At 31.3% G+C, this 25,514-nt stretch carries 16 protein-coding genes; 10 read left to right on the forward strand and 6 right to left on the reverse strand.

The genetic code is table 11. The features are described from left to right. Nucleotides 1-15 precede the first annotated feature (15 nt). Entirely contained in the window at nucleotides 16-693 is a 678-nt protein-coding gene (locus ACZ49Z_RS05605; protein WP_464307202.1) for a ComF family protein, read from the forward strand. 71 nt (nucleotides 694-764) lie between these two features. After that, nucleotides 765-2,378: an Ig-like domain-containing domain gene (locus tag ACZ49Z_RS05610; RefSeq protein ID WP_464307203.1), complete on the forward strand. Its 1,614-nt coding sequence runs from the start codon at nucleotides 765-767 to the stop codon at nucleotides 2,376-2,378. A 38-nt stretch (nucleotides 2,379-2,416) separates the two neighbouring features. Here the strand turns inward: ACZ49Z_RS05610 and ACZ49Z_RS05615 are convergent, their stop codons facing one another. Continuing rightward, nucleotides 2,417-3,184, reverse strand: coding sequence for a nitrilase family protein (locus ACZ49Z_RS05615; protein ID WP_464307204.1), 768 nt, complete (start codon nucleotides 3,182-3,184; stop codon nucleotides 2,417-2,419). Nucleotides 3,185-3,287: 103 nt separating this feature from the next. Between ACZ49Z_RS05615 and ACZ49Z_RS05620 the strand changes: the two genes are divergently transcribed. Then, on the forward strand, nucleotides 3,288-5,564 hold the full coding sequence (locus tag ACZ49Z_RS05620) for an aminotransferase class III-fold pyridoxal phosphate-dependent enzyme (protein ID WP_464307205.1): 2,277 nt from the start codon (nucleotides 3,288-3,290) through the stop codon (nucleotides 5,562-5,564). A 97-nt stretch (nucleotides 5,565-5,661) separates the two neighbouring features. After that, complete coding sequence (locus ACZ49Z_RS05625) at nucleotides 5,662-7,332, forward strand: IS1182 family transposase (protein WP_464307206.1); 1,671 nt, start codon at nucleotides 5,662-5,664, stop codon at nucleotides 7,330-7,332. Between the two features lie 51 nt (nucleotides 7,333-7,383). On the opposite strand, the gene ACZ49Z_RS05630 is transcribed toward ACZ49Z_RS05625, so the two are convergent. From ACZ49Z_RS05630 to ACZ49Z_RS05645, 4 genes are all read right to left on the reverse strand, one after another. Next, nucleotides 7,384-8,145: a succinate dehydrogenase/fumarate reductase iron-sulfur subunit gene (locus ACZ49Z_RS05630; protein ID WP_464307207.1), complete on the reverse strand. Its 762-nt coding sequence runs from the start codon at nucleotides 8,143-8,145 to the stop codon at nucleotides 7,384-7,386. Nucleotides 8,146-8,234: 89 nt separating this feature from the next. Next, the gene (locus ACZ49Z_RS05635) at nucleotides 8,235-10,244 is read right to left on the reverse strand and encodes a fumarate reductase/succinate dehydrogenase flavoprotein subunit (RefSeq protein WP_464307208.1); all 2,010 of its coding nucleotides are present in this window, start codon (nucleotides 10,242-10,244) and stop codon (nucleotides 8,235-8,237) included. Nucleotides 10,245-10,261: 17 nt separating this feature from the next. After that, nucleotides 10,262-11,125 carry a succinate dehydrogenase cytochrome b subunit gene (locus tag ACZ49Z_RS05640; RefSeq protein ID WP_464307209.1) on the reverse strand — a complete coding sequence of 288 codons (864 nt, stop codon included), beginning with the start codon at nucleotides 11,123-11,125 and terminating at the stop codon, nucleotides 10,262-10,264. 354 nt (nucleotides 11,126-11,479) lie between these two features. Beyond that, nucleotides 11,480-12,961, reverse strand: a complete 1,482-nt coding sequence (locus ACZ49Z_RS05645; protein WP_464307210.1) for a helix-turn-helix domain-containing protein — start codon at nucleotides 12,959-12,961, stop codon at nucleotides 11,480-11,482. A 120-nt stretch (nucleotides 12,962-13,081) separates the two neighbouring features. Here ACZ49Z_RS05645 and aceB point away from each other — a divergent pair, with 120 nt between their 5' ends. Continuing rightward, nucleotides 13,082-14,683 (forward strand): malate synthase A, encoded by a 1,602-nt coding sequence (aceB, locus tag ACZ49Z_RS05650; protein WP_464307211.1) that lies wholly within the window; start codon nucleotides 13,082-13,084, stop codon nucleotides 14,681-14,683. A gap of 19 nt (nucleotides 14,684-14,702) precedes the next feature. After that, nucleotides 14,703-15,989: an isocitrate lyase gene (gene aceA, locus ACZ49Z_RS05655; protein ID WP_464307212.1), complete on the forward strand. Its 1,287-nt coding sequence runs from the start codon at nucleotides 14,703-14,705 to the stop codon at nucleotides 15,987-15,989. A gap of 75 nt (nucleotides 15,990-16,064) precedes the next feature. Here aceA and ACZ49Z_RS05660 read toward each other — a convergent pair whose 3' ends face one another. Beyond that, nucleotides 16,065-16,673 (reverse strand): superoxide dismutase, encoded by a 609-nt coding sequence (locus ACZ49Z_RS05660; protein ID WP_464307213.1) that lies wholly within the window; start codon nucleotides 16,671-16,673, stop codon nucleotides 16,065-16,067. Nucleotides 16,674-16,776: 103 nt separating this feature from the next. On the opposite strand from ACZ49Z_RS05660, the gene ACZ49Z_RS05665 reads away from it, so the two are divergent. The 4 genes from ACZ49Z_RS05665 to ACZ49Z_RS05680 all read left to right on the forward strand — a co-directional run bounded on the left by ACZ49Z_RS05665 (nucleotide 16,777) and on the right by ACZ49Z_RS05680 (nucleotide 25,511). Beyond that, complete coding sequence (locus ACZ49Z_RS05665) at nucleotides 16,777-19,935, forward strand: UvrD-helicase domain-containing protein (protein ID WP_464307214.1); 3,159 nt, start codon at nucleotides 16,777-16,779, stop codon at nucleotides 19,933-19,935. Between the two features lie 28 nt (nucleotides 19,936-19,963). Next, nucleotides 19,964-21,160, forward strand: coding sequence for a glycine C-acetyltransferase (gene kbl / locus ACZ49Z_RS05670; RefSeq protein WP_464307215.1), 1,197 nt, complete (start codon nucleotides 19,964-19,966; stop codon nucleotides 21,158-21,160). Nucleotides 21,161-21,261: 101 nt separating this feature from the next. Then, a complete protein-coding gene (locus ACZ49Z_RS05675) occupies nucleotides 21,262-22,665 on the forward strand; it encodes an OmpA family protein (RefSeq protein ID WP_464307216.1) in 1,404 nt (467 codons plus the stop codon). A 65-nt stretch (nucleotides 22,666-22,730) separates the two neighbouring features. Beyond that, complete coding sequence (locus ACZ49Z_RS05680) at nucleotides 22,731-25,511, forward strand: PD-(D/E)XK nuclease family protein (RefSeq protein WP_464307217.1); 2,781 nt, start codon at nucleotides 22,731-22,733, stop codon at nucleotides 25,509-25,511. Nucleotides 25,512-25,514 lie beyond the last annotated feature (3 nt).

The raw sequence follows: 25,514 nt of genomic DNA on the forward strand, positions 1-25,514 counted from the left end.
TTTATAATCGTTAAAATGCTAAAAAATCTGTTTAAATTATTATTTCCAAGTTTGTGTAGTGGATGTAATTCTCTCCTAATAAAAAACGAAAAAATTCTTTGCGCATCATGCATACATAATTTACCTTTCACTAATCATCATCTTTTAGAAAATAATGAAGCAAAAAATAAATTTTACGGATTAGTTGATCTTGAGTTTGCTTGCGCTATGCTAACCTTCTCACAAGATAGTGTTGTTCAAAAAATGATTCACCAGCTTAAATACAAGAACAGACAAGAAATTGGAAGTTACCTCGGGTTGATTTATGCTCCTACTATTAAAAGCCTAATAAAAAAACATAATATTGACTTTATTATCCCAGTTCCTTTACATCCTAAAAAATTAAAAAAAAGAGGCTATAATCAAGTCTCTACCTTTTGTGAGGCACTCTCAAAAGAATTAGAAGTTCCAATACACACTACAATTCTATTTAGAACGAAGAATGCGTTAACACAAACAAAGAAGAACAAAGAAGGCAGGCAATCAATGATTTTAAAATCGTTTGAGGCGAATAGTAGCAATGAATTTCACAAAAAGCATTTCTTGCTTATTGACGATGTAATTACAACAGGCTCAACTATTGAATCTTGCGCTAGAACATTATTAAAAATTCCAAACACAAAAGTTAGTGTTATTACTATAGCGAATACTTAATCATAAAAAAAACAAAAAATTATGTTTACATTAAATATAGTTGTTATTTTGTGATGATTTTTTTTTAAAAGATGAAAAACTTATATTTAATATTACTTTTACTGATTATTGGGACATTTACATTTACAACGAGTTGTGCCAAAAGAGGCACTATAAATGGTGGCTCAAAAGACACAATTGCTCCTAAAATAACCTCTAGTTCTCCCGATAATTTCAGCACAAATTTCTCTGGCAGAGAAATTAAAATTTACTTTAATGAACTCATTAAAGTAAAAGACATCAACAAACAATTAATTATTTCTCCTCCACTAGAGAAAAAACCCTTAATTATACCACAAGGTAGTGCTAGTAGATTTATTTCTGTTAAATTATTAGACGATCTAAAACAAAACACAACCTATAGTTTTAATTTTGGTCAAAGCATCACAGATAACAATGAGGGAAATCCCTATTCACAATTCAAATATGTGTTTTCTACTGGAGCCTATATAGATTCGCTAGTCTTGGCTGGAAGAATAAAGGACGCTTTTGAGAAAAAGCCTGATAATTTTGTATCTATCCAACTCTATGACGCTACAACTTTTCAAGATTCCACTATTTACAAGGAAGCACCACTCTATGTAACCAATACTTTAGACAGTCTAAAAGTATTTGCTTTAGAAAATTTAAAAGCTGGACAATACAAAATAATTGCTTTAAAAGACAAAAACAACAATTATAAGTTTGATCCTAAATCTGACAAAATTGGTTTTATAGATGAAACAATAACATTGCCAATTTATGAAACCGTTTATGAAATTGAACTCTTTAAAGAAGAACCAAAACTAAAGTTTGAAAGACCTATCCAATTATCTAACAATAAATTTATAATTGGTTTTCAAGGTGACGCAAAAGATGTAAAAATTTCTGCAAAAATGGGAGAAGAAAAAATCCCTTTACGAATTACTGAATTTCCAGAAAAAAACAAAGATAGTCTTCAACTATTTTTACCTATTTTAAAACCTGATTCATTAGAAATAATTGTAGAAAAGGGAGAATATACAAAATCTTTTAAAACAAAAATTAAAGAAAATAAGCTCACTGATTCTTTAGACATTAATCCATTTCAAAATAACGTCAGCTTTAGAGACACCTATAATCTAAAAACAAAAACACCAATAGATAAGATAGAGAAAAGCAAAATCATTCTTCTTAATAAAGACTCCATTGCTATTCCTTTTGAATATTCTTATAATGAATTTGAACAAAAAATCTCGTTTGATTTCAAGAAAGAAGAAAATCAAAAATATCAAATTGAATTATTACCTGGTGCTATTACTGATTTCTATAACTCCCAAAATGATTCATTACTTTTTACTTTTAGTACGCGTTCACTATCTGACTATGGCAATCTTAATATAATTACTAAAAATATAGACAGATTTCCTTATATAGTTGAAATAGTAACAGATAAAGGAGAAGTTATAGCAAGAGAAATAAAAAATGATGACCAACCTACTTTTTTTGAAGCTATAGAACCTAGAATATATACTTTGAGAGTAATATATGACGACAACAAAAATGGTGTTTGGGACACAGGGAATTATTTAGAAAAAAGACAGGCTGAACAAATTATTTATCTTTCAAAAGGTATCGATGTTAGAGCTAATTGGGATGTTGAACAAGAGTTTGATTTAGAAGAATAAATACCCTTCTAAATCAAACTAACACTATTAATAAAAAGTTATTTTTGTATTTTAAAAACATCTTTATCATTTAAGAAATTGAGTTTATTTCTTGTTCCAATCATTTCTTCTTTGCTAATTTCAACTATAAAAATTCCTTGCTCCTCTTTACAGTTTACAATTTCGTTTCCTAAACAATCATTCACTTGAGAGCTACCTATATACTCCAAATCGTTTGCATCAAAACCAATACGATTAACCCCAACTACATAAGAAATATTCTCAATTGCTCTTGCTTTTAATAAAGCGTTCCATGCATTAATTCTTGGTTTTGGCCAATTTGCCACGTAGATAAGCAAATCATAATTTTCAACGTTTCTACTAAAAACAGGGAATCTTAAATCATAACACACCAAAGGACAAATTCTCCATCCATTATATTCTACAATTAACTTATCTTTTCCTTTTTTATATACTTTTTCTTCTCCTGCAAGCGTAAATAAATGTCTTTTGTCATAGTATTCTATTTTACCATCTGGAAAAACAAACACTAGCCTGTTAAAAAAATCTCCATTCTCTTCAATAACTAAACTTCCAGTTATTGCGCAATTTCTATTCCTAGCATTTAATTGCATCCATTGAATAGTATCACCACTCATTGATTCTGCAACCACTTCAGGATTCATTGTAAAACCAGAAGTAAACATTTCGGGTAAGATTAATAATTCATACAAATCATCAGATGAATCAATATATTCTTGAATTAGATCTCTGTTTTTCTTTGGATTTTGCCAAACAAGTTTGGTTTGAAAAATGGCTATTTTCATATTTTGTCATAATATTACTCGATAAAAGTAGAAAAAAATACCTAAAATCAATTGCAAAAACTATAATTTTACTCTACTAACTAAACCAACACACAATTAAATAATGATTACAGCAATTCAGAGCTATTTCTCCGAAGAAATAATTTCTATTACACCACTAGGAGGTTATGACAACCTTAATTATATTATTGAAACACCCAACTCAAAATATATTTTTAAGACTTATATTTATGATGAATACACTTATGATTTATTAGTAGAAGAGAATAAAATTTTAATTTATCTTGAAAATTTTAAAAACATAGAAATCCCAATTCCAATTTCTTTTAATAACAAAGAATCTTTAGTAATTATACCTATCAATAATGAGAGAAGGATTTGTCGAGTTTTATCCTACATAGATGGAACATTTTTAGGAGAAACTACAACATGTTCTAAAGAAGTATTATTATCATTAGGTAAAACAATTGCAACTTTAAACAGTAATTTAATCCATTTCAAAAGTTATTTCTATAAAAGTCGAAAATGGGAATGGAACATTGAAAACTTACTTCTAAACAAGAAATACTTAGAAGACATAGACAAAGTTGAAAACAAAAGAGTTGCTACTTATTTTATGAATCAGTTTGAAATAAACATAATTCAAAAAGCTGTAGGATTAAGAAAAAGCATTATCCACAACGACATCAATGAATGGAATGTTTTACTTAAAGAAAATAAAGTCACAGGAATAATTGATTTTGGAGATGTTGCTTATTCCTTCACAATAACCGAACTCGCTATAGCTATAATTTATGCTACCTATAGCAACGCAGATTATCTAAAAAATGCCTTATTAATAATAAAATCATACCACGCAGTTAGTCCATTAAACGAAGTAGAAATAGATAGTTTGTATTATATTATTGCTGCACGATTAGTAATTAGTGTTTGTAATTCTGCACACTCAAGAAAAACAAATCCTGAGAACAACCACGCTTTAATTAGTGAAGAGAAAGCTTGGAAAATGCTACATTATTTAGTGGCAACAAATCCGATTTATTTTTCAAACACTATTAAAGAAGCACTTGGGTTTAAGGTTGAAAAAACTAAGAATATTGAAGAAGTAAAAAAAAGAAGACATAAACACATAGCTACAATTTTATCAATTAGCTATTCTAAACCAATTTATGTTGAAAAAGCAGCTTTTCAATATATGTATGATGCTTATGGAAACACTTTTCTAGATGCCTATAACAACATTCCACATGTAGGACACTCACACCCTAAAGTCGTAAAAGCAGGACAGGACCAAATGGCAAAATTAAACACCAACACACGGTACCTGTATGACATTCTGAATATTTATGCCGAAAAATTATTATCAAAATTTCCAGCATCACTTAATAAAGTTTTCTTTGTTACTTCTGGAAGTGAAGCAAATGATTTAGCCATTCGGATGGCAAAAAAACACACAGGACACAATAACATTATGGTCGTTGAACATGGTTATCATGGACATACACAAGCTGATATTGACATTAGCGACTACAAATTCAACAACCCAAAAGGACAAGGTCAAAAAGATTATGTAGTTAAAACCGAAATTCCAGATACTTATAGGGGACGATTTACTAAAAACGACGGAACAGCTGGTAAACAATATGCAGAAATTGCTATAAAAGATATAGAAACAAGTCCGAACAAGATTGCTGCATTTATTGCCGAACCTATAGTTGGTTGCGGAGGACAAGTTCCCTTAGCAAAAGGCTATTTAAAGCCCGTATACGAAGCTATAAGAGCTCAAGGTGGAATTTGTATTAGCGACGAAGTACAAACAGGTTTTGGGAGGCTTGGAGATTATTTTTGGGGGTATGAAGCAGAAGATGTTATTCCCGATATGGTAGTTATTGGAAAACCCATAGGAAATGGACACCCTATGGCAGCAGTAATTTGCACCGATGAAATTGCAAATTCATTTAACTCTGGAGTTGAATTCTTCACATCATTTGGTGGAAACCCTGTTTCTTGTGCCATTGGACTATCTGTTCTAGAAGTAATTGAAGAAGAAAACCTACAACAAAACGCAAAAGTTGTTGGCAATTATTACAAAGAACAATTTGGCAAACTTCAGAAAAAGTACCCTTGTATTGGTGACATTAGAGGATCTGGTTTGTTTTTAGGTTTTGATATTGTAAAAGAAAACTCAACACAACCCGACACTAAACTTGCTCACCATATTAAAAACGAATTAAGAGAGCGTAACATTTTAATTAGTACAGATGGTCCTGCCGACAATGTTTTAAAAACAAAACCACCTTTACTTTTCACAAAGAAAGACGTAGATACTGTCGTTAAAAGTACAGAGTTAATACTAGAAAATTATTATAATAACATTTAAGAAAACAAAAGGAGGCTGTCCAAAAAGTAAGGACAGCCTTTTTTTGTTGTATTTTATCTCTAAAATTAGTATCTTAGAGTTGACACAAAAATACACAATGGCTAAGATAGTTTTTAAAAATCAAACAGGCAATTCTCCAGAGTTATTTCCTATCAATATTTTCGATAGAATACCGCAAAACCATCCAGTTCGCTTAGTGGAACAAGTTGTTAATCAGTTAGATATAAGTGAAATATTGAAAAAATATAAAGGAGGTGGTACTTCAGCTTACCATCCAAGAATGATGATTAAGGTTTTGTTTTACAGTTATTTATCTAATGTATATTCTTGCAGAAAAATTGCAAAAGCACTTCAGGAGAACATTCATTTTATGTATATTTCGGGCAACTCGACTCCTGATTTTAGAACGATAAACGATTTTAGGGGTAAAGTTTTAAAAAATCATATCCAAACTCTTTTTGCAGAAGTAGTAAAAATGCTTGTAAAAATGGGATATGTTAGCTTAGACATTCAGTATATTGATGGTACAAAAATAGAATCCAAAGCTAATAAATATACTTTTGTATGGAGAGGCTCCATTGAGAAATATAAAGAAAAACTAGAAATTAAAATTAGTCATATTTTATCAACTATTGAAAACAGTATTCAATCTGATAATCAAGAACTAAATATAGAAGAATTACCAAAATCGATTGATTCAGAAAGTTTAAAAGAAAAGCTTTCGATTCTTAATAAAAAACTCAAAGAACCTACCAAAAAACAGGCAAGAGAATTGCAAAAACTTCAAGAGGAACATCTTCCAAAGCTTGAAAAATATGAAAAAGACTTGGTTACAATGGGAAACAGGAACTCTTATAGTAAAACGGATCCCGAAGCTACCTTTATGAGAATGAAAGAAGATCATATGAAAAACGGTCAATTAAAACCCGCTTACAATCCGCAAATATCTACAGAAAATCAATTCATTACACATGTATCTGTTCATCAAACAACAAATGACACTACAACCTTAAGTTCTCATCTTGAAGGTTTTGAAAAAGCTTATCAAAAACAGAGCAAGGAAATCGTTGCAGATGCAGGTTATGGCAGTGAAGAAAATTATCAAATGCTTGAAGAAAAAAAGGCTGATGCTTATGTGAAATATAACTATTTTCATCAAGAACAAAAAAGAAAGATAAAAAACAATCCTTTTCTTGTTCAAAACTTATTCTACAACGAAGAACACGATTTTTATGTTTGTCCAATGGGGCAAATTATGCAAAAAACAGGAGTAGGAAAACGTGAAACCAGTACTGGATATGAATCACAAATTACATATTATCAAGCCAAAAGATGCCAAGGATGTCCTTTACGAAGTCAATGTCATCAAGCAAAAGGTAATAGAATTTTATCAGTCAATCATCGATTAAATGAATTAAAAGAAAAAGCAAGAAAGCTACTAATGAGTGAAAAAGGACTAAAACATCGAAGTAAACGTCCAATAGAGGTAGAAGCAGTTTTTGGTCAACTTAAAAGCAATAATAAATTCAATCGATTCACAATGAAGGGATTAGAAAAAGTAACATTAGAGTTTTTACTAATGGCCCTTGGACACAACTTTAGAAAAATGAATGCATTCAAGACAGACTTGCCAAAATTTGTTTTCAAAACCAAAATTCACACTTATCTAGCCTATTTTAAAACTAAAATTTGCCTTGTTAAAGTAACTCAAAGTTATTTTGCTATTATTTTTTCTTCAAAACAAAATAGCTTAAAAATAGCTACATAAAAAAAGCTGTCCTTTTCGGACAGCCCCCTTTTACTTAAAATTTTAAAATCTTTAGATAAGACTAGCTTTTAAATATTCTCTATTCATTCGAGCAATATTTTCTAATGAAATTCCTTTTGGACATTCAATTTCACAAGCTCCTGTATTTGTACAGTTACCAAATCCTTCTTCATCCATTTGACGAACCATGTTAAGAACACGTTGTGTAGCTTCAACTTTTCCTTGAGGTAATAATGCATATTGTGAAACTTTTGCACCAACAAACAACATTGCAGATCCATTTTTACACGAAGCAACACAAGCTCCACATCCAATACAAGCAGCTGCCATAAAAGCTTTATCTGCATCGTCTTTAGGAATTGGAATAGAATTTGCATCAATTGTATTACCAGAAGTATTTACAGAAACGAAACCACCAGCCTGTTGAATTCTATCAAAAGAAGAACGATCTACAACTAAATCTTTAATTACTGGAAAAGCTTTACTTCTCCATGGTTCAATATAAATTGTATCTCCGTCTTTAAACTTACGCATATGCAACTGACAAGTTGTTGTTCCGGTTTCTGGGCCATGCGATCTTCCATTAATATATAATGAACACATTCCACAGATACCCTCACGACAATCATGATCAAATGCGACAGGCTCTTTTCTTTCGTTAATTAATTGCTCGTTTAACTGATCTAACATTTCCAAAAACGAACTAGCTGTAGAAACATTATCTAATTTGTATGTTTCTATACCTCCTTTTTCATTAGCGTTTTTCTGACGCCAAATTTTTAAGGTAATATTTATATTTTTAGCTGAAGACATAATCTTGTTTTTTAGAGTGACTAGCTTTAGTAAATAGTGATAGTTTTTATTCACTTTATTACTGTTTACTATTCACTAATTACTGTTTACTATTTATAATTACGAGCTGCAATTTTAATGAATTCGTATTTCAAATCTTCTTTGTGAAGTTCTGCTTTCGTTGTATCTTGACCTTTATATTCCCAAGCACTCACAAAAGACATATTAACATCGTCACGAAGTGTTTCTCCTTCTGCATCTTGATATTCTTCTCTAAAATGACCTCCACAAGATTCTTTACGTTGTAAAGCATCCATTGCCATTAATTGCCCAAGTTCTAAGAAATCTGCTACACGAAGCGCTTTCTCAAGCTCTGGGTTTAATTCTTCTGCACTTCCAGGAACATAAACATCTTTATAGAATTCATCACGAATTTGTCCAATTTCTTCGATTGCTTCTTTCAATCCTTTTTCATTACGAGCCATACCTACCTTATTCCACATAACAAGTCCTAACTTTTTATGGAAATAATCTACAGATTTTGTACCGTTATTATTTAAGAATTTATCGATAGCATCTTTAACATTCTTTTCTGCTTCAGCAAATTCTGCAGCATCTGTAGAAATTTTACCAGTACGAATTTCATCTGCTAAATAGTTAGAAACTGTATAAGGCAATACAAAATAACCATCAGCTAAACCTTGCATTAATGCAGATGCTCCCAACCTGTTAGCTCCATGATCAGAGAAGTTTGCCTCTCCTGCCACGAAACAACCAGGAATTGTAGATTGTAAATTATAATCAACCCAAACTCCACCCATAGTATAGTGAACTGCAGGATAAATTTTCATTGGAGTTTCATATGGATTTTCGTCTGTAATTTTTTCATACATTTCGAATAAATTTCCATATTTTTCTTCAATCCATTGTTTTCCTAACTTAACAATTTCTTCGTCTGATGGATTATGATTTCCTTGAGCATAAGCCACTTCTTTTCCTTTACTTTTAATTTCAGAAGAGAAATCTAAATAAACACCTTCATTTGTGTCATTTGCTTCAATTCCATATCCTTCGTCACAACGTTCTTTTGCAGCACGAGATGCTACGTCACGAGGCACTAAATTTCCAAAAGCTGGATATCTTCTTTCTAAATAATAATCTCTATCTTCTTCTGCAATTTGAGTTGGTTTCAATTTACCTGCACGAATTGCTTCTGCATCCTCTTTTTTCTTAGGTACCCAAATGCGTCCTGAATTACGTAATGATTCAGACATTAAGGTTAACTTCGATTGATTTGTTCCATGAACAGGAATACACGTTGGGTGAATTTGAACATAACATGGATTTGCAAATGCAGCACCTTGCTTATGAATTTTCCAAGAAGCAGTTACATTACTACCCATTGCGTTTGTAGATAAGAAATACACATTTCCATATCCTCCAGAAGCAATAACAACAGCATGTGCAGAATGTCTTTCTAATTCTCCTGTAACTAAATTACGTGCGATGATTCCTCGTGCTTTTCCATCAATTTTTACCAAATCTAACATTTCATGACGATTATACATTTTAACACGCCCTAAACCAATTTGGCGAGACAAAGCAGAATATGCACCTAACAATAATTGTTGCCCTGTTTGTCCAGCAGCATAAAAAGTACGTTGTACTTGTACACCACCAAATGAACGGTTATCTAACATCCCTCCATACTCACGAGCAAAAGGAACTCCTTGAGCCACACATTGGTCGATAATATTACCAGAAACCTCTGCTAAACGATGAACATTTGCTTCACGTGCACGGTAATCACCACCTTTAATAGTGTCATAAAATAAACGGTAAATACTATCGCCATCATTTTGGTAATTTTTTGCTGCATTAATCCCACCTTGTGCAGCAATTGAGTGAGCTCGACGAGGAGAATCTTGAAAACAAAAAGCCTTAACATTGTATCCCATTTCTCCAAGTGAAGCAGCAGCCGAAGCACCAGCTAAACCTGTTCCCACAACAATAATATCAATCTTAGGGCGGTTGTTTGGAGCAACTAATTTTAAATGATCTTTATAATCGGTCCATTTTTTTGCCAATGGCCCTTCTGGTATTTTAGAATCTAACTTCATATTATATCTGATGTTGATTATTTAGTAAAGTGAATATATAATGGAATAATTGCAAATAATAAAGGAACTACAACAGCAAAGCCTCTTCCTAAAAGTTTGATCACTGGTGTAAATTTATTATTTATTCCTAAAGATTGGAAAGCACTTTGAAAACCATGCCATAAGTGAAATGCTAAAGCTAACATGGCTAAAACATAACCTATTGTAAACATTAAACCAAATTTTGCATCTCTAAAGAACGCAAAAGTTATCTTGTGTAAATCTTTATACAAATCAGCAGTTTTTACATCTACTTGTGAGTAGTATAATTCTGTTCTGTTTTTAACTTGGAATTGTTTAGGAGCATGATTGTGTCCATCTGAATGCACACCTATTTCAACTTGATCAACTGGAAAATATTGTCCTGTTTGAGTTCCCACATAAAACTCTTGAACTTGACCTGGTTGAGTTTCAATTGTTTTGGTCATTAAAGGCATTTTCGCATCAAAATGCATCTTCGCCCAAAAATTAACCATGTGCGTAACAATAAAAACTAAAATAATAGTCCCTAAAACCGCCATGTTGCGTGAAGCAAAGCTGCTGTTTGCAGAAGGTTTTGAATACGCATAATTCACAGGTCTAGCCGCTTTATTTTGAAAAGCTAACAAAATTCCATCAATAGCATGGAAAAGAATTGAAATGTACGTTAAATAAGAAAGTAATTTTACTGCCGGATTAGTGGTCATAAACAATGCATACTCGTTAAATTGTAATGCATTACCAAAAATCAATTGAAGATTTCCAGCTAAGTGACCAGCTAAAAATAAGCATAAAAATAAACCCGTAAGAGCCATCCAGTATTTTTTAGCAATAGATGACTTTAGAAGTGCTGATTTTGCCATAATTTTATTTGATTATTCTAGTTTTTAAAAATCAACCAAAAATACTGCATATTAATTTTAAGTACAACCTTTTAAGGCTTATTTATAATGAATTTAAAAAAGAAAACTGTACAATTCGAACAGAAACCATATCACCACATAGCCTACTTAGCTAGTAATCAAATCTCTTAAAGCCTTAGGTGCAAATTTTCCCTCAATTATAGTTTCCTGTTTTTTGGTATAATCACTTCTTCCTATTCCTTTTTCTTTATCATATAGACAAAGTAAAAACAACATTTTCTATTTCTGTATCATTTTCAATTAAATTCAAACATTATAACCAGCAAATCAAAACACTTCAGACCAAAAAAGATGTTAACTATATTTCTCAATATATTTATTCACGATTAAACTAGTATTTTCATTACGGATTTTTTGCTCTATTTGAATTGGAGCAGCAGCTCTTAGCGAACAATTTTTAACTGCACAAGTCTCACAAGTTACACCAACAACTTGCTTAACAATAGAGTCATTATCAATAAATTTGAATTTCTTTTTTAAAGTTGGTGTAATTAGAATACCAACAGAAATACTTCTTATGTGATTTTTTTTAAATGGATCTGGTGTTGCCGATGAAAAAACCAAATATTCATTTTTACTATTTTCATAACACGAAATCTGAGCGTCAAAAAAATGTGTTTTATTTTGTTTTAAAGACTCAATAATTGTTCGCACAGAAACCCATCTTCTACAATAATGTTCATTCATCTCATTTGCATGTGGTTCTTGTTGGTTGGTAATGTGTAGTTCTTTTTTTATTTTGTAATTATCACTCCCTATCCTGTGCGACATTCGTAAAAAAAATAAATTTTTCAACTGAAAATCTTTCGGAAGCAAATTGGTTAATCTTTGATAAAATGATTCTGGAGAAACCTTAAAATCATTAATTAAATCTACAAACTCTTGCGGTTTTGGATTTTCTTTGGCCACAAAATCATTTAATCGCTCATTCATCTTTTTTCTAGGCAACAACAAAGCACCTGCAAAATAAGAGGCGTAAAAATTATTTAAAACCTGATCAAAATTCTCAAATTTTATCCAACTAAAAGTATATAATCGCTCTTGAATTTGCAAATAATTATATGCAATTTCTTTAGCAAAAATAAATGCTCTTTGAGAATCATCTACGTCATTAGAAATTAATAATGTTTTACTTTTTGCAACAAAAATTGAACGTAAATCACCTAATTCCTTTTGTTCGTTAAAAATTAACTCTTCAATTTTATAATTATATTCTTCAACTAAAATAGCTTGCAATTCTGTCAAAGCAATATCAGCATCTAAATCGATATGAAAAGCTTTTGCAAAATCTAAAACTTTTTGCTCCAAATCTTCAAAATAATTATTTTGAGCTTCTTGGTAAGAACGCAAAGAAGCAAGAAAAAAACTTTCCCTACTTAAATTATAATGTTGAGCAATTTCAATTATTGTACTAATAAAAGCATTGACTTTAGCAGGTGCATTAGCAATAATATCTATTAAATCATTTTCTTGAATACCAAAAAGATCTAGCGGAATTTCTTTTAAAATTCCTGAATTTAAAATTTCACCAATTGGAGCCAAATTATTATCTAATTTCAAAGAAACCATATTGTCATAGGGCACCTCCAATTTTTCCGAAAGCAGTATAATTTTGTCTGTTTTTGGATATTTTTTTCCTTTTTCAATCTCATTCAAATAGGATTTTGACAACCCTGTTATTTTCGCTAAACCAAATAACGACAAATTCTTATTGGTCCGAACCTGCTTCAGTTTCAAACCAAAAATCAACTTAATATAATCTCTCTCTAAATTCATATTTTCAAATATACGCTATTTAATAAAATAGTAAAAAATATTTTTTTTAACTTTTAGCGTACGTTCGCTTGTTTTGTAAAAAACTTTTTTATAATATTGTGACAACAAAATATTTAACAAATGGAAAATCAAATAGAAACTTCAAAAAAAGCTTTTACAACCATAAAAAAAGCACAAAACACATATCAAGATATTTTAACTGAAAAAGCATTAGTGTTTCTACAATCGCTTCACACAAATTTCAATGCAAAGCGGTTAGGGATTTTAGAAGACAGAAAAGCACAACAACAAAAATTCGATGATGGCGAACTTCCAAAATTTCCAGTTGAAACAAAGGATATAAGGGAAAGCGAATGGATTGCTTCTCCAATACCAGAAGACTTGCAAGACAGACGAGTAGAAATAACAGGCCCAGTGGACAGAAAAATGGTTATTAACGCATTAAATTCTGGTGCAAAAACATATATGGCAGATTTTGAAGACAGTACTTCTCCTACTTGGGACAACATAATGCAAGGACAACAAAATTTAAAAGAAGCTAACGAAAAAACAATATACCTGTACGATAATAAAAAAAATAAAGAATACAAATTAAACAATAAAACTGCTGTATTAATAGTTAGACCCAGAGGACTACATCTTAATGAGAAACACATCAGCTTTCTTCAAGAAGAAGCATCGGGTTCATTAATCGATTTTGGTTTGTATATTTTTCACAATCATGAAAAATTAAAAGAAAACAACACAGCTCCTTACTTCTATTTACCAAAACTGGAACATTATTTAGAAGCTAGATGGTGGAATGAAGTTATTGAATTCACAGAAAACTACCTAAACATCCAACCAGGAACAATAAAAGTAACGGTACTAATTGAAACTATTACAGCAAGTTTTCAACTCGATGAAATTATTTATGAATTGAAAAATCATATTGTTGGACTCAATTGTGGTCGTTGGGATTACATATTCTCTTACATCAAAAAACTTAGAAATAACGACAAATTTATTGTACCTGATAGAGATCAAGTTACAATGACAAGTCCTTTTATGAATGCCTATTCACAGCTAGTCATTCAAAGGTGTCATAAAAGAAACATTCATGCCATTGGAGGAATGGCCGCCCAAATCCCAATTAAAAACAACATTGAAGCAAACACATTAGCATTTAATAAAGTAAAAGCAGACAAAGAACGAGAAGTAAAAAACGGCCATGATGGCACTTGGGTAGCACATCCTGACTTGGTTCCTGTTGCTATGAAAATTTTTGATGAAAATATGCCCACAAAAAATCAGATTCACGTTAAACGTAATGAGTTAATTATAACAGAGGAAAACCTGCTAGAAATACCACAAGGAACCATTACAGAAGCAGGCGTTAGGAAAAACATAAACATTGCTGTGCTCTATATTACTTCTTGGTTGAATGGTCAAGGGGCTGCTGCTTTAAATCATTTAATGGAAGATGCGGCTACAGCAGAAATTTCTCGTTCTCAATTATGGCAATGGTTACGAAATGGTATAACACTAGACAACGGTAAAGTATTGACAGAAAAATATTATGACAAAATTGCCATGGAAGAATATGAAAAAATCAGAAATGAAGTAGGCGATGAAAACCATGAAAAATACAACTATAAGTTAGCAGAACAAGTACTTGACATACTAGTAGTTAACTACAATTTTATAGACTTTTTAACCTTAGTTACATATAAACACATATAACAATTAATCACAACACAATATGAAAACAGTAGAAACAAGAACTCAAGAATTAATAACAGACTGGTTAACCAATGCCAGATGGAAGGGTGTAGAAAGACCCTACTCTGCAGAGGAAGTAGTAAAACTACAAGGATCTTATAAAATAGAACATAGTATTGCAAAACTGGGAGCTGAAAAACTTTGGAAAAAACTCAATTCACAAGATTTTGTAGCAGGATTAGGTGCTTTAACAGGAAACCAAGCAATACAAGAAGTAGATGCTGGACTAGAAGCTATTTATTTAAGTGGTTGGCAGGTAGCAGCAGATGCAAATTTAGCAGGAGAAATGTATCCTGATCAATCTTTATACCCTGTTAATAGTGTACCAATGGTTATTAAACGAATAAATAACGCACTACTTAGAGCCGACCAAATACAAGTTGTAAATGAAACACCTGAAAAAGACAGAAAAGATTACTTAGTACCTATAGTAGCAGATGCAGAAGCAGGATTTGGCGGTAATTTGAATGCCTTCGAATTAATGAAAGCCATGATTGAAGCTGGGGCTGCTGGAGTACATTTTGAAGATCAATTGAGTTCTGCTAAAAAATGTGGGCATTTGGGTGGAAAAGTATTAGTTCCAACACAAGAAGCAATCAATAAATTAGTTGCCGCTCGCTTAGCAACAGACGTTATGGGTGTATCTACATTAATTGTTGCCCGAACTGACGCAGATGCAGCCAATTTATTAACTAGCGACATCGACCCAAGAGACGCAAAATTTATTACAGGAGAAAAAACAAGTGAAGGATTTTTTTATGTTAAATCTGGAATTGAACAAGGAATTGATCGTGGACTTAGTTATGCTCCATATGCAGATTTGATTTGGATGGAAACAAGTAATCCTGACTTAAAATACGCAAAACAGTTTGCCGATGCCATTCATGCAAAATACCCTGGAAAAATGTTAGCTTATAATTGCTCACCATCTTTCAACTGGGCAGCGAAATTGAGTGTAAAAGAAATGGAAACTTTTAGAGAAGATTTAGCCGCAATGGGGTATAAATTCCAATTTATCACTTTAGCTGGTTTTCATGCTCTAAACACAAGCATGTTTGAATTGTCAAAAGCTTATAAAGAAAGAGGAATGGCAGGGTATTCTGAATTACAAGAAAGAGAATTTACACTACAAAAAGAAGGATTCAAAGCAGTAAAACATCAAGGATTCGTAGGAACTACTTATTTTGATGCTGTTCAAAATACCGTTACTAACAATAGATCTTCCACTACCGCAATGAAAGATTCTACTGAGGTAGCGCAATTTTAATTTTTAAGCAAAATTTGGTTGACGAAAAGAAGCTGCCCTTTTGGGACAGCTTCTTTCTTATAAAATCATTTGTTTTTATTTTTCACTAGTAAACCTTCTCGAAACATCAGTCCAGTCGATAACATTGAAAAAAGCCTCAACATAATCTGGTCTTCTGTTTTGATAATTTAAATAGTAAGCATGTTCCCAAACGTCTAATGCTAAAATAGGAGCACCACCACAACCAATACCTGGCATAAGTGGATTATCTTGATTTGCAGAACTACATACTTCTAGTTTTCCACCTTTGTGAACACACAACCAAGCCCATCCTGAACCAAAACGAGTTGCTGCAGCTTTAGAAAATTCAGTTTTAAAAGCTTCGAAAGAACCAAAAGCAGTATCTATTGCTGCTGCAAGTTCTCCAGTAGGATTTCCTCCACCGTTCGGAGACATCACTGTCCAAAAAAGGTTGTGATTGTAATATCCTCCACCATTATTTCTAACAGCTCCGTTATTAAGATCTAAATTAATTAGAATATCTTCAATAGATTTCCCCTCTAAATCTGTACCTGAAATAGCATTATTCAAGTTTGTTGTGTAACCATTATGATGTTTAGAATGGTGTATTTCCATTGTTCTAGCATCAATATGTGGTTCCAATGCATCATATGCATAAGGTAATTTTGGTAATTCAAAAGCCATAATATTATTTTTTATTAGTATTAGCGAATCCAAATTTATACATTTAACTTTGGAATAAAAAATAGATTGTTCTTATAGAGCAATAATTAAGATAAATAAACATTTGGAAAAAGCTGCTTTTACTCTGTATGATGCCTCTGCTGGGTCTGGAAAAACATATACTTTAACTAAAGAATATTTAAAAATATTATTTTTAGCAACAACTGATGATGCCTATAAGCGTATTTTAGCTATAACATTTACAAATAAAGCGGTTGAAGAGATGAAATCTAGAATCGTAGATAATTTGTATGAGTTTTCCAAAGAACATTCATCTGATAAAGCTTTTGACTTCCTAAAAGTAATTAGTAGTGAAACTGGTCTTACCGTTGCAACTTTAAAAGATAAAGCCAAAGCAATAATAAAAAATATAATCCATAATTATGCAGCATTTGGAATATCTACAATAGATAAATTCACACATAAAGTAATACGTTCTTTTGCTCAAGATTTAAATTTACCTCCAAATTTCGAAGTAAGTCTAGATACCGATGCAATTCTTCAAGAAGCTGTAGATTTAGTTATATCCAAGGTGGGAGAAGACGCATTTTTAACAAAATTGTTAGTCGATTTCACACGAGACAAAACGGATGATGACAAAAATTGGGATATATCAAGAGAGCTAATCGAAGTGTCTAAACTTTTAGTAAACGAAAATGACGCAAATGAAATTAACGAATTTGAAACAAAATCGTTTGAAGATTTTTCCATTATCAAAGAAGTTTTAAAGAAAAAAATTGCCGAATTTGAAGAAGCAAATAAAACAATAGCCACAGCATGCTTTCAGTTATTATCTAATTCAGACATAGATCTTGCTTCTTTTTCTAGAAAAACATTTCCTAATCATATTGAAAAAATTGGGCAAAATATTTTGCCATTAAAAGATAATTATAAATATTCTTCTTTTGAAGACATCGCAATTAACAAAACAGCCAAAGACAAAGCCACGATAGAAAATTTATCTGAAACTTTGTTAGAGCATTTAACTAGAGCATATTATAATATTTCAAAAATAGCATTTTACGAAGCATTTTTACAAAACATAAATCCACTTTCACTATTAAACACAATCAATCAAGAATTCAAAAAAATACAACAAGAAAAAAACATCCTTTCAATATCCGATTTTAATAAAATTATCTTTAACGAAATTCAAAACCAACCAGCTCCTTTTATTTACGAAAGATTGGGTGAAAAATACAGACATTTTTTCATAGATGAATTTCAAGACACCTCTATAATGCAGTGGCAAAATCTAATTCCGTTAATAGATAATGCACTATCAAGTGAAGACAATGGAATTAAAGGAAGTTTGATGCTTGTTGGAGATCCTAAACAATCCATCTATAGATGGAGAGGGGGCAAAGCAGAGCAATTTATTGCGTTAGGAAAAGAAGGCATTAATCCATTTTCAAATAAAGACAAACAAATAATTAAGCTTGACACCAACTATAGAAGTTATGCAGAAGTAATAAAATTCAACAATCATTTCTTTTCTTTTTTGTCTAGTAAATTTGACAATGAAGACTACAAATTGCTTTATTTGGAAAATAGTTTTCAAAAAACAAATAATAAAGAAGGGGGCTACGTTAACATTTCTTTTATAAATACAGATGAAGAAGAATTTTCAGTTGAAGAAGAAGACAAAGAATACTCATTAAAAACAAAACACTATCTAGAAAAAACCCTACTAACTATAGAGAATGTGTTAGAAAAAGGTTTTGAATATAGAGACATCGTACTACTAACAAGAAGAAAGCAAGATGGTGTCTATTTAGCTAATTATTTAACTGAAAGCAATATCCCAATTTTGTCTTCTGAAACATTGTTAATTCAGAATGCAACAGAAGTAAAATTGATTATTGATGTTTTACGCTTTTTAAAAAACAGTAAAGATCAAGAAGCAAAAGTGAAAATGTTGTATTTTATTGGAAAATACAATCAATCAACAGTTGAAATTCATGACTTTATACTTTCTACCAAGGATTTGTTCGAGGTAGAGTTAGAAAAGCATTTAGAAACACTTAATCTGAAAATTTCATTTAAAAATTGCAGGAAAAAATCGCTTTATGAAGCAGTTGAAATTATAATTGCAACATTTATTAAAGGAAAAACAAATACGTCCTATGTGCAATATTTTTTAGATTTAGTACTAGAAAGAGATAATAAAACACAATCTGGTATTTCAGATTTTTTAGATTATTGGGATAAAATTGGATATAAAAAAAGTATCCCTTCTCCAGAAGGCAACAATGCTGTTCGAATAATGACAATTCATAAATCTAAAGGCTTGGAGTTTCCAATAGTAATCTATCCTTTTGCAGAAGAAAACTTTTCTGCAAATAATAGAAATAAATTATGGGTTAATTTTGATGAAACTGAACAAATAGATTTTCCAAAAGCTTTAGTAAACCAAAAGAAAGATGTGATTAATTATGGAGAAAAAGCAAAGTATATATATGAAGAAAAAACTCAAGAAGAGATATTAGACATTGTGAATGTCCTTTATGTAGCTTTAACAAGAGCCGAAGAGCAATTATATGTAATATCTAATCACCTGACCAACAAAACAGGTTTACCAAACAATCTATCTTCCTATTTTATTGAGTTTTTGCAAAAAGAAGGATTGTACCAAGAAGACAAATTAGAATATGAATTTGGAGATGTTTCTAAAAAATCAACAGAAGAACATGTTTCTAAAAAACAAAAATATATTGAGTTAGTTGCAAAAAAACTAGAACAAAAAAAAATAAAAATTGCACAAAGAGAAGCTTTAATGTGGGATTCTGAACAACAAAAAGCTATTGAATTTGGAAACTTGCTTCATGAAATATTAGCATTTGTTGCAACCCATCAAGATATTAATTTAGCTGTAGGTATAGCCATTGAAAATGGATTAATTTCTGTTTTACAAAGAGAAAACATAACGAAAATCGTCACTCAAATCGTTAATCAAAATGAATTGAAAGACTTTTTTGACGGAGAAGGAGTAGTTTTTAACGAGCAAACAATCATTAAAAAAGGCTATGGGAATACAAAGCCAGATAAAGTAGTAGTTAAGGGGAATGATGCTTTTTTATTAGATTATAAAACAGGAGAACAAGATATTAAACATGCAGATCAATTGAATGGCTATGCTGCTTTAATTGAAGAAATGGGATTTAAAATTAGAAAAAAAGCATTGGTTTATGTCGGAGAGAAAATAGAAATAGTACTTTTGTAGACACTATGAAACTTTATAAATATTTAAAATGTACGGTAAAGTAAAACAACACTTAGAAGAAGAATTAAACGCTATTCAAGAAAATGGATTGTTTAAAAAAGAGAGAATAATAACCTCACCACAAGGAGCAGAAATACAAATTTCAACAGGCGAAACAGTTTTAAACTTTTGCGCAAATAATTATTTAGGACTGTCTTCACATCCTGAAGTTGTTCAAGCGGCAAAGGATGCTTTAGATTCTCACGGATTTGGAATGTCTTCTGTACGATTTATTTGTGGAACGCAAGATATTCATAAAGAATTAGAACAAAAAGTAGCACAGTTTTATAGAACAGAAGATACAATTCTTTACGCTGCTGCATTCGATGCGAATGGAGGTGTCTTTGAACCGTTATTAGGTGAACAAGATTGCATTATTTCTGACAGTCTTAATCATGCTTCTATAATCGACGGAGTTCGTTTGTGTAAAGCAGCTCGTTATCGCTATCAGAATAATGACATGAACGACTTGGAAGCTCAATTAATTAAAGCGACAGAAGCAGGGCATAGATTTAAACTTATTGTTACTGATGGTGTCTTTTCTATGGATGGCTTAGTGGCTCCTTTGGATAAAATTTGTGATTTAGCAGACAAATACGAAGCTATGGTTATGGTTGATGAATGTCATGCTGCTGGCTTTATTGGAGCAACAGGAAAAGGAACTCTTGAAGCTAAAAACGTAATGGGAAGAGTAGATATCATTACAGGTACATTTGGAAAAGCTTTAGGAGGTGCAATGGGAGGTTATACGACTGCAAAAAAAGAGATTATAGAAATTTTAAGACAGCGTTCTAGACCTTATTTATTTTCAAACTCATTAGCTCCTTCAATCGTTGGTGCTTCATTAAAAGTTTTTGAACTGTTAGAGAAAGATACTTCTTTAAGAGATAAGCTAGAATGGAATACTAACTATTTTAAAGAAGGAATGAAAAATGCAGGTTTTGATATTATAGACGGAGATGCTGCAATCGTTCCTGTTATGCTTTATGATGCAAAATTGTCACAGATAATGGCAGAAGAACTATTAAAGAAAGGAATTTATGTTATTGGATTCTTTTTCCCAGTAGTACCAAAAGACAAAGCAAGAATAAGAGTGCAGCTTTCTGCTGCTCATTCAAAAGAACATCTAGATAAGGCGATTAAAGCATTTGTAGAAGTTGGAAAATCGTTAAAAATTATTAATTAGAACGCAAATAGACTTGACTTTTTTTAACAAAACTTTTTGTATTTAAAAAAAAATAGTATTTTTGTTCCAATTATAACGCATTGTAATTTAAAAAATAAAGTATGAAACATCTAAACAAATTATTTGCTGCTGGTTTATTGTTTGCTGGTTTAACATCGCAAGCACAAAACGGTGACAATCCATGGGCAGTGTCCTTTGGTGCAAATGGTGTAGATACCAAGGTTAGTGCCGAAGGTAATTCTAAACCGCAATTTATCCAATTAGCTAACGCTAGAGATAATTGGAATATTTTACCATCTGTGTCTTATTTAAACGTATCTAGATATGTAGGTGATGGTTTTTCATTAGGGTTAACAGGTTCTGTTAACAAAATTGACAAATGGTTAGAAAGAGTTCCTGGAACTGAAAGTACAGATGCTGTATTAAATCCTGGGAATTTATCTTACTATGCAATAGATGCAGTTGTTAAGTATAGCTTTCAAGACTTAATCAAATTAACTTGGTTAGACCCTTCTATCAATGTTGGTGGAGGTTATAATTTCTTTGGAGATGCTTCTGCAGGTACAGTTAATGGAGGTTTAGGATTAACTTTCTGGGTAACAGAAGGTGTTGGTATTCAATTACAGTCTACTTACAAGCATTCATTTGACGAAAATAGAGTTGCTGATTTAGACGTTCCTACTCATATCCAACATTTTGCAGGTCTTACTTTCAGATTTGGAGGTAAAGATACTGACGGTGACGGAATCTATGACAAAGAGGACGCTTGTATCAATGAGCCAGGTCTTAAAGAATTAATGGGTTGTCCTGATACTGATGGTGACAAAATCGCTGATAAAGACGATGCTTGTCCTGAAGTAGCTGGTACTCCAGAACACAATGGTTGTCCTGATACTGACGGAGATGGAATCATCGATAATGAAGATGCTTGTCCTGAAGTAGCTGGAACTAAAATCATGAAAGGTTGTCCAGATGCAGACGGTGACGGTGTAGCTGATAAAGATGACAAATGTCCTAACCAAAAAGGAGCTAGAGATAACGGTGGTTGTCCATGGCCAGATACTGACGGTGACGGAGTATTAGACAAAGATGATAAATGTCCTAATGTAGCTGGTACTGTTGCAAATAATGGTTGTCCTGAAGTTTCTGACGAAGCTGTTAAAAAATTAAACGATTATGCTAAAACTATCTTGTTTAATTCAGGAAAAGCAACTTTCCAACAACAAACTTTCCCAGTTTTACAAGCGATTACTGCTATCTTAAAAGAGTATCCTTCTTCTAAATTCTCTATTGAAGGTCATACTGATAGTGACGGTTCTGAAGCCAACAACTTAAAGTTATCTGAAGATAGAGCTGCAGCTGTTAAAAATTATTTAATTGAGAACGGAATTGATGCTTCTAGATTAGCTTCTAAAGGTTTCGGAGAATCTACACCAATTGATTCAAACAAAACTGCAAAAGGTAAAGCAAACAACAGAAGAGTAGAAGTGAAATTAGTAAAATAATTTCTTCACTAAAATATCTTTAAAAACGCTCCGATTTATCGGGGCGTTTTTTTTATTTTTATACTATGAATAATGAATCTTTTTTAGACAAACTTTCCAAGGAAATAATCGCAAAATATGATGGGGAATTACAAAATATAATCGTTGTACTACCAAACAAAAGAGCTAAAGTATTTTTACTTGATAGCCTTAATAAATTTACTTCAAAAACTATTTTCGCTCCCCATATTACTAGTATAGAAGATTTAATACAAGAAATTTCAGAAATAAGAGTAATAGACTCCATTGAATTACTTTTTGAATTTTATGAGGTTTATCTTTCTATAACAAAGAAAGAAAACCAACAATCCTTTGATGTTTTTTCTAATTGGGCAAAAACTTTAATTCAAGATTTTAATGAAATCGATCGCTACCTTTTAGACTCTAAACATGTTTTTTCGTATTTAAAGGATATTGAAGCATTAAAACGTTGGGATTTAGAACCATCAGAAACTACTGAATTAATAGATAATCATTTGGATTTCTGGAGAAAAATTCCAGAATATTATTCAGCATTCTATAATTATTTAAAGAATAAAAAAATTGGCTATCAAGGTTTAATTTACAGAGAATCAGTAAAAAAAATTGCTGAGTATTCGAATAATTTAGGTCATAAAAAAATTGTTTTTGCAGGTTTTAATGCATTAAATCAAGCAGAAGAAAAAATTATACTGCATTTAATGACAGAAGCAAAAGCACATGTCTATTGGGATATTGATGGCTTTTTTATAAATAATTTTTATCATGATGCAGGTTTGTTTATTAGAAAATTTAAGTCGCAATGGAAAAATTATTTTTCACAACCTTTTGAGTGGATTTCTGAAGATTTTCAGCAACAAAAGAATATTACTATTATTGGAACTCCCAAGACTGTCGGACAAGCAAAAATTGCTGGAAAAATAATTGAAGAACTTAGTATTGAAAAGGATACTAAAAACAAAACCGCCATAATATTGGGCGATGAGAACCTGCTTATACCCATTTTGTATTCTTTACCAAATACTGTTGACTCATTAAATATTACAATGGGCTACTCGGGTAAAAACAACCCAGCGCAATTATTAATTAATAAGTTATTTAAGCTTCATTCTAATGCTGTAAAGAGACAATCTTCAAGCTATATACTTTATTACAAAGAAGTTTTGGAAATTCTAAACCATCCTTTGGTTGAGCCTTACCTTGGTGTAAATGAAGTAATTCAAACAATACATAATAATAATTTTACTTTCTTTTCAGTTGAAACGCTATTTCGAATAAAAGAAGAAAAATACCCCGATACTAAAAATGAATATTTTGATTTACTCTTTTCTAAATGGGATGGAGATGTTATAGAAACACTCAATAAAATTGCATCTATACTTTTAAAAATTAAAAGTTTTTTAAACGATACAGAAGAGCAAGAAAAAATTTCAAAGTCATTTATTTATGCAGTTTACAAAGTAATAAATAAACTAATTAGTTATTGCGACACCTATAAGCGAATTAGCAGTTTAGATTCGCTTTATGAAATGTATAAACAAGTAATAGATATAGCAGAAGTATCTTTTGAAGGAGAACCATTGACTGGTTTGCAAATTATGGGAGTGCTTGAAAGCAGAGTTTTGGATTTTGACAATGTCATTATTACTTCTGTTAATGAAGGAAAATTTCCATCTGGTAAGAGTCAAAATTCATTTATCCCTTATGATGTGAAACGAGAATTAGGGTTGCCAACATATAAAGAAAAAGATGCTATTTATAGCTATCATTTCTATCACTTATTATTTAGGGCTAAAAATGTTTTTATTCTTTATAACACAGATAACGAAGGTATTGATGCTGGTGAAAAAAGTAGGTTCATTACTCAATTAGAAATTGAAAAGCAACAAAATCATACCATCACACATGAAATTTACAATGCAGTACTTCCAGAAAAAGCATATAGTATTATTCGAGTGCCTAAATCTGAAAAATTATTAGAACGATTAAAGGAAATTGCTACAGTTAAAGGCTTTTCACCCTCTTCATTAACAGCCTATATCAGAAACCCTATTCAATTTTATTTTCAACGTGTTCTGAGAATTAACGAAATGGAAGAGGTAGAAGAAAATATTGCAATTAACACTTTAGGAACAATTATTCACGAGGCTCTAGAAAGTCTTTATAAGTCATATATTGATAAGTTTTTAACAGTTGAAGATGTAGATGCTATGATGTTGAAAATTGATGACGTTACCATAGAACAGTTTAAATTAGTCTATAAAGAAGGGGAAATTAAAAAAGGTAAAAACCTCCTAGCATTTGAAGTAGCAAAAAGAAACATTTATAATTTTCTTCAATTGGAGAAAAAAGCCATTCTTGCTGGAGATGCCATTAAAATTATATCACTAGAAGAAAAGTTAAGCACAGTCATTGAAGATGAAAAACTACCTTTTCCTGTTATTATTTCAGGTAACGTAGATCGAATAGAAATAAGGAATAATAAAATTCGAATTATTGATTATAAAACAGGTAAAGTAGAACCAAACACTTTAAAAATAATTGATTTTGAAGGATTGACAACAGTACTTAAAAATGAAAAAATCATTCAAATATTATGCTATGCCTTAATGTTTAGGCAAAAAACAGCCTTTTCTAATCATGAAATTGAAGCAGGTATTATTTCTTTTAAGAATATGAAAGCTGGATTTATGCCTTTCGGATTAGGACGCGGTAAGGAGGTGGTTAACAACATTGATCAAACAATTTTAGAAGATTTTAAAGCAGAATTAGTTAATTTGATTCTTAGAATATTAGACCCTGAAACACCTTTTAAAGAAACCTTATAACGA

This window comes from Flavobacterium sp. KY-23415 (assembly GCF_055384985.1).

What these genes read in the sequence shown, in the direction of transcription:
- ACZ49Z_RS05675 (WP_464307216.1), top strand. Translation starts at nt 21,262, where the DNA reads ATGAAACATCTAAACAAATTATTTGCTGCTGGTTTATTGTTTGCTGGT.
- ACZ49Z_RS05680 (WP_464307217.1), top strand. Translation starts at nt 22,731, where the DNA reads ATGAATAATGAATCTTTTTTAGACAAACTTTCCAAGGAAATAATCGCA.
- ACZ49Z_RS05660 (WP_464307213.1), bottom strand. Translation starts at nt 16,673, where the DNA reads ATGGCTTTTGAATTACCAAAATTACCTTATGCATATGATGCATTGGAA.
- ACZ49Z_RS05625 (WP_464307206.1), top strand. Translation starts at nt 5,662, where the DNA reads ATGGCTAAGATAGTTTTTAAAAATCAAACAGGCAATTCTCCAGAGTTA.
- ACZ49Z_RS05640 (WP_464307209.1), bottom strand. Translation starts at nt 11,125, where the DNA reads ATGGCAAAATCAGCACTTCTAAAGTCATCTATTGCTAAAAAATACTGG.
- ACZ49Z_RS05645 (WP_464307210.1), bottom strand. Translation starts at nt 12,961, where the DNA reads ATGAATTTAGAGAGAGATTATATTAAGTTGATTTTTGGTTTGAAACTG.
- ACZ49Z_RS05610 (WP_464307203.1), top strand. Translation starts at nt 765, where the DNA reads ATGAAAAACTTATATTTAATATTACTTTTACTGATTATTGGGACATTT.
- aceB (WP_464307211.1), top strand. Translation starts at nt 13,082, where the DNA reads ATGGAAAATCAAATAGAAACTTCAAAAAAAGCTTTTACAACCATAAAA.
- ACZ49Z_RS05605 (WP_464307202.1), top strand. Translation starts at nt 16, where the DNA reads ATGCTAAAAAATCTGTTTAAATTATTATTTCCAAGTTTGTGTAGTGGA.
- aceA (WP_464307212.1), top strand. Translation starts at nt 14,703, where the DNA reads ATGAAAACAGTAGAAACAAGAACTCAAGAATTAATAACAGACTGGTTA.
- ACZ49Z_RS05620 (WP_464307205.1), top strand. Translation starts at nt 3,288, where the DNA reads ATGATTACAGCAATTCAGAGCTATTTCTCCGAAGAAATAATTTCTATT.
- ACZ49Z_RS05615 (WP_464307204.1), bottom strand. Translation starts at nt 3,184, where the DNA reads ATGAAAATAGCCATTTTTCAAACCAAACTTGTTTGGCAAAATCCAAAG.
- ACZ49Z_RS05630 (WP_464307207.1), bottom strand. Translation starts at nt 8,145, where the DNA reads ATGTCTTCAGCTAAAAATATAAATATTACCTTAAAAATTTGGCGTCAG.
- ACZ49Z_RS05635 (WP_464307208.1), bottom strand. Translation starts at nt 10,244, where the DNA reads ATGAAGTTAGATTCTAAAATACCAGAAGGGCCATTGGCAAAAAAATGG.
- kbl (WP_464307215.1), top strand. Translation starts at nt 19,964, where the DNA reads ATGTACGGTAAAGTAAAACAACACTTAGAAGAAGAATTAAACGCTATT.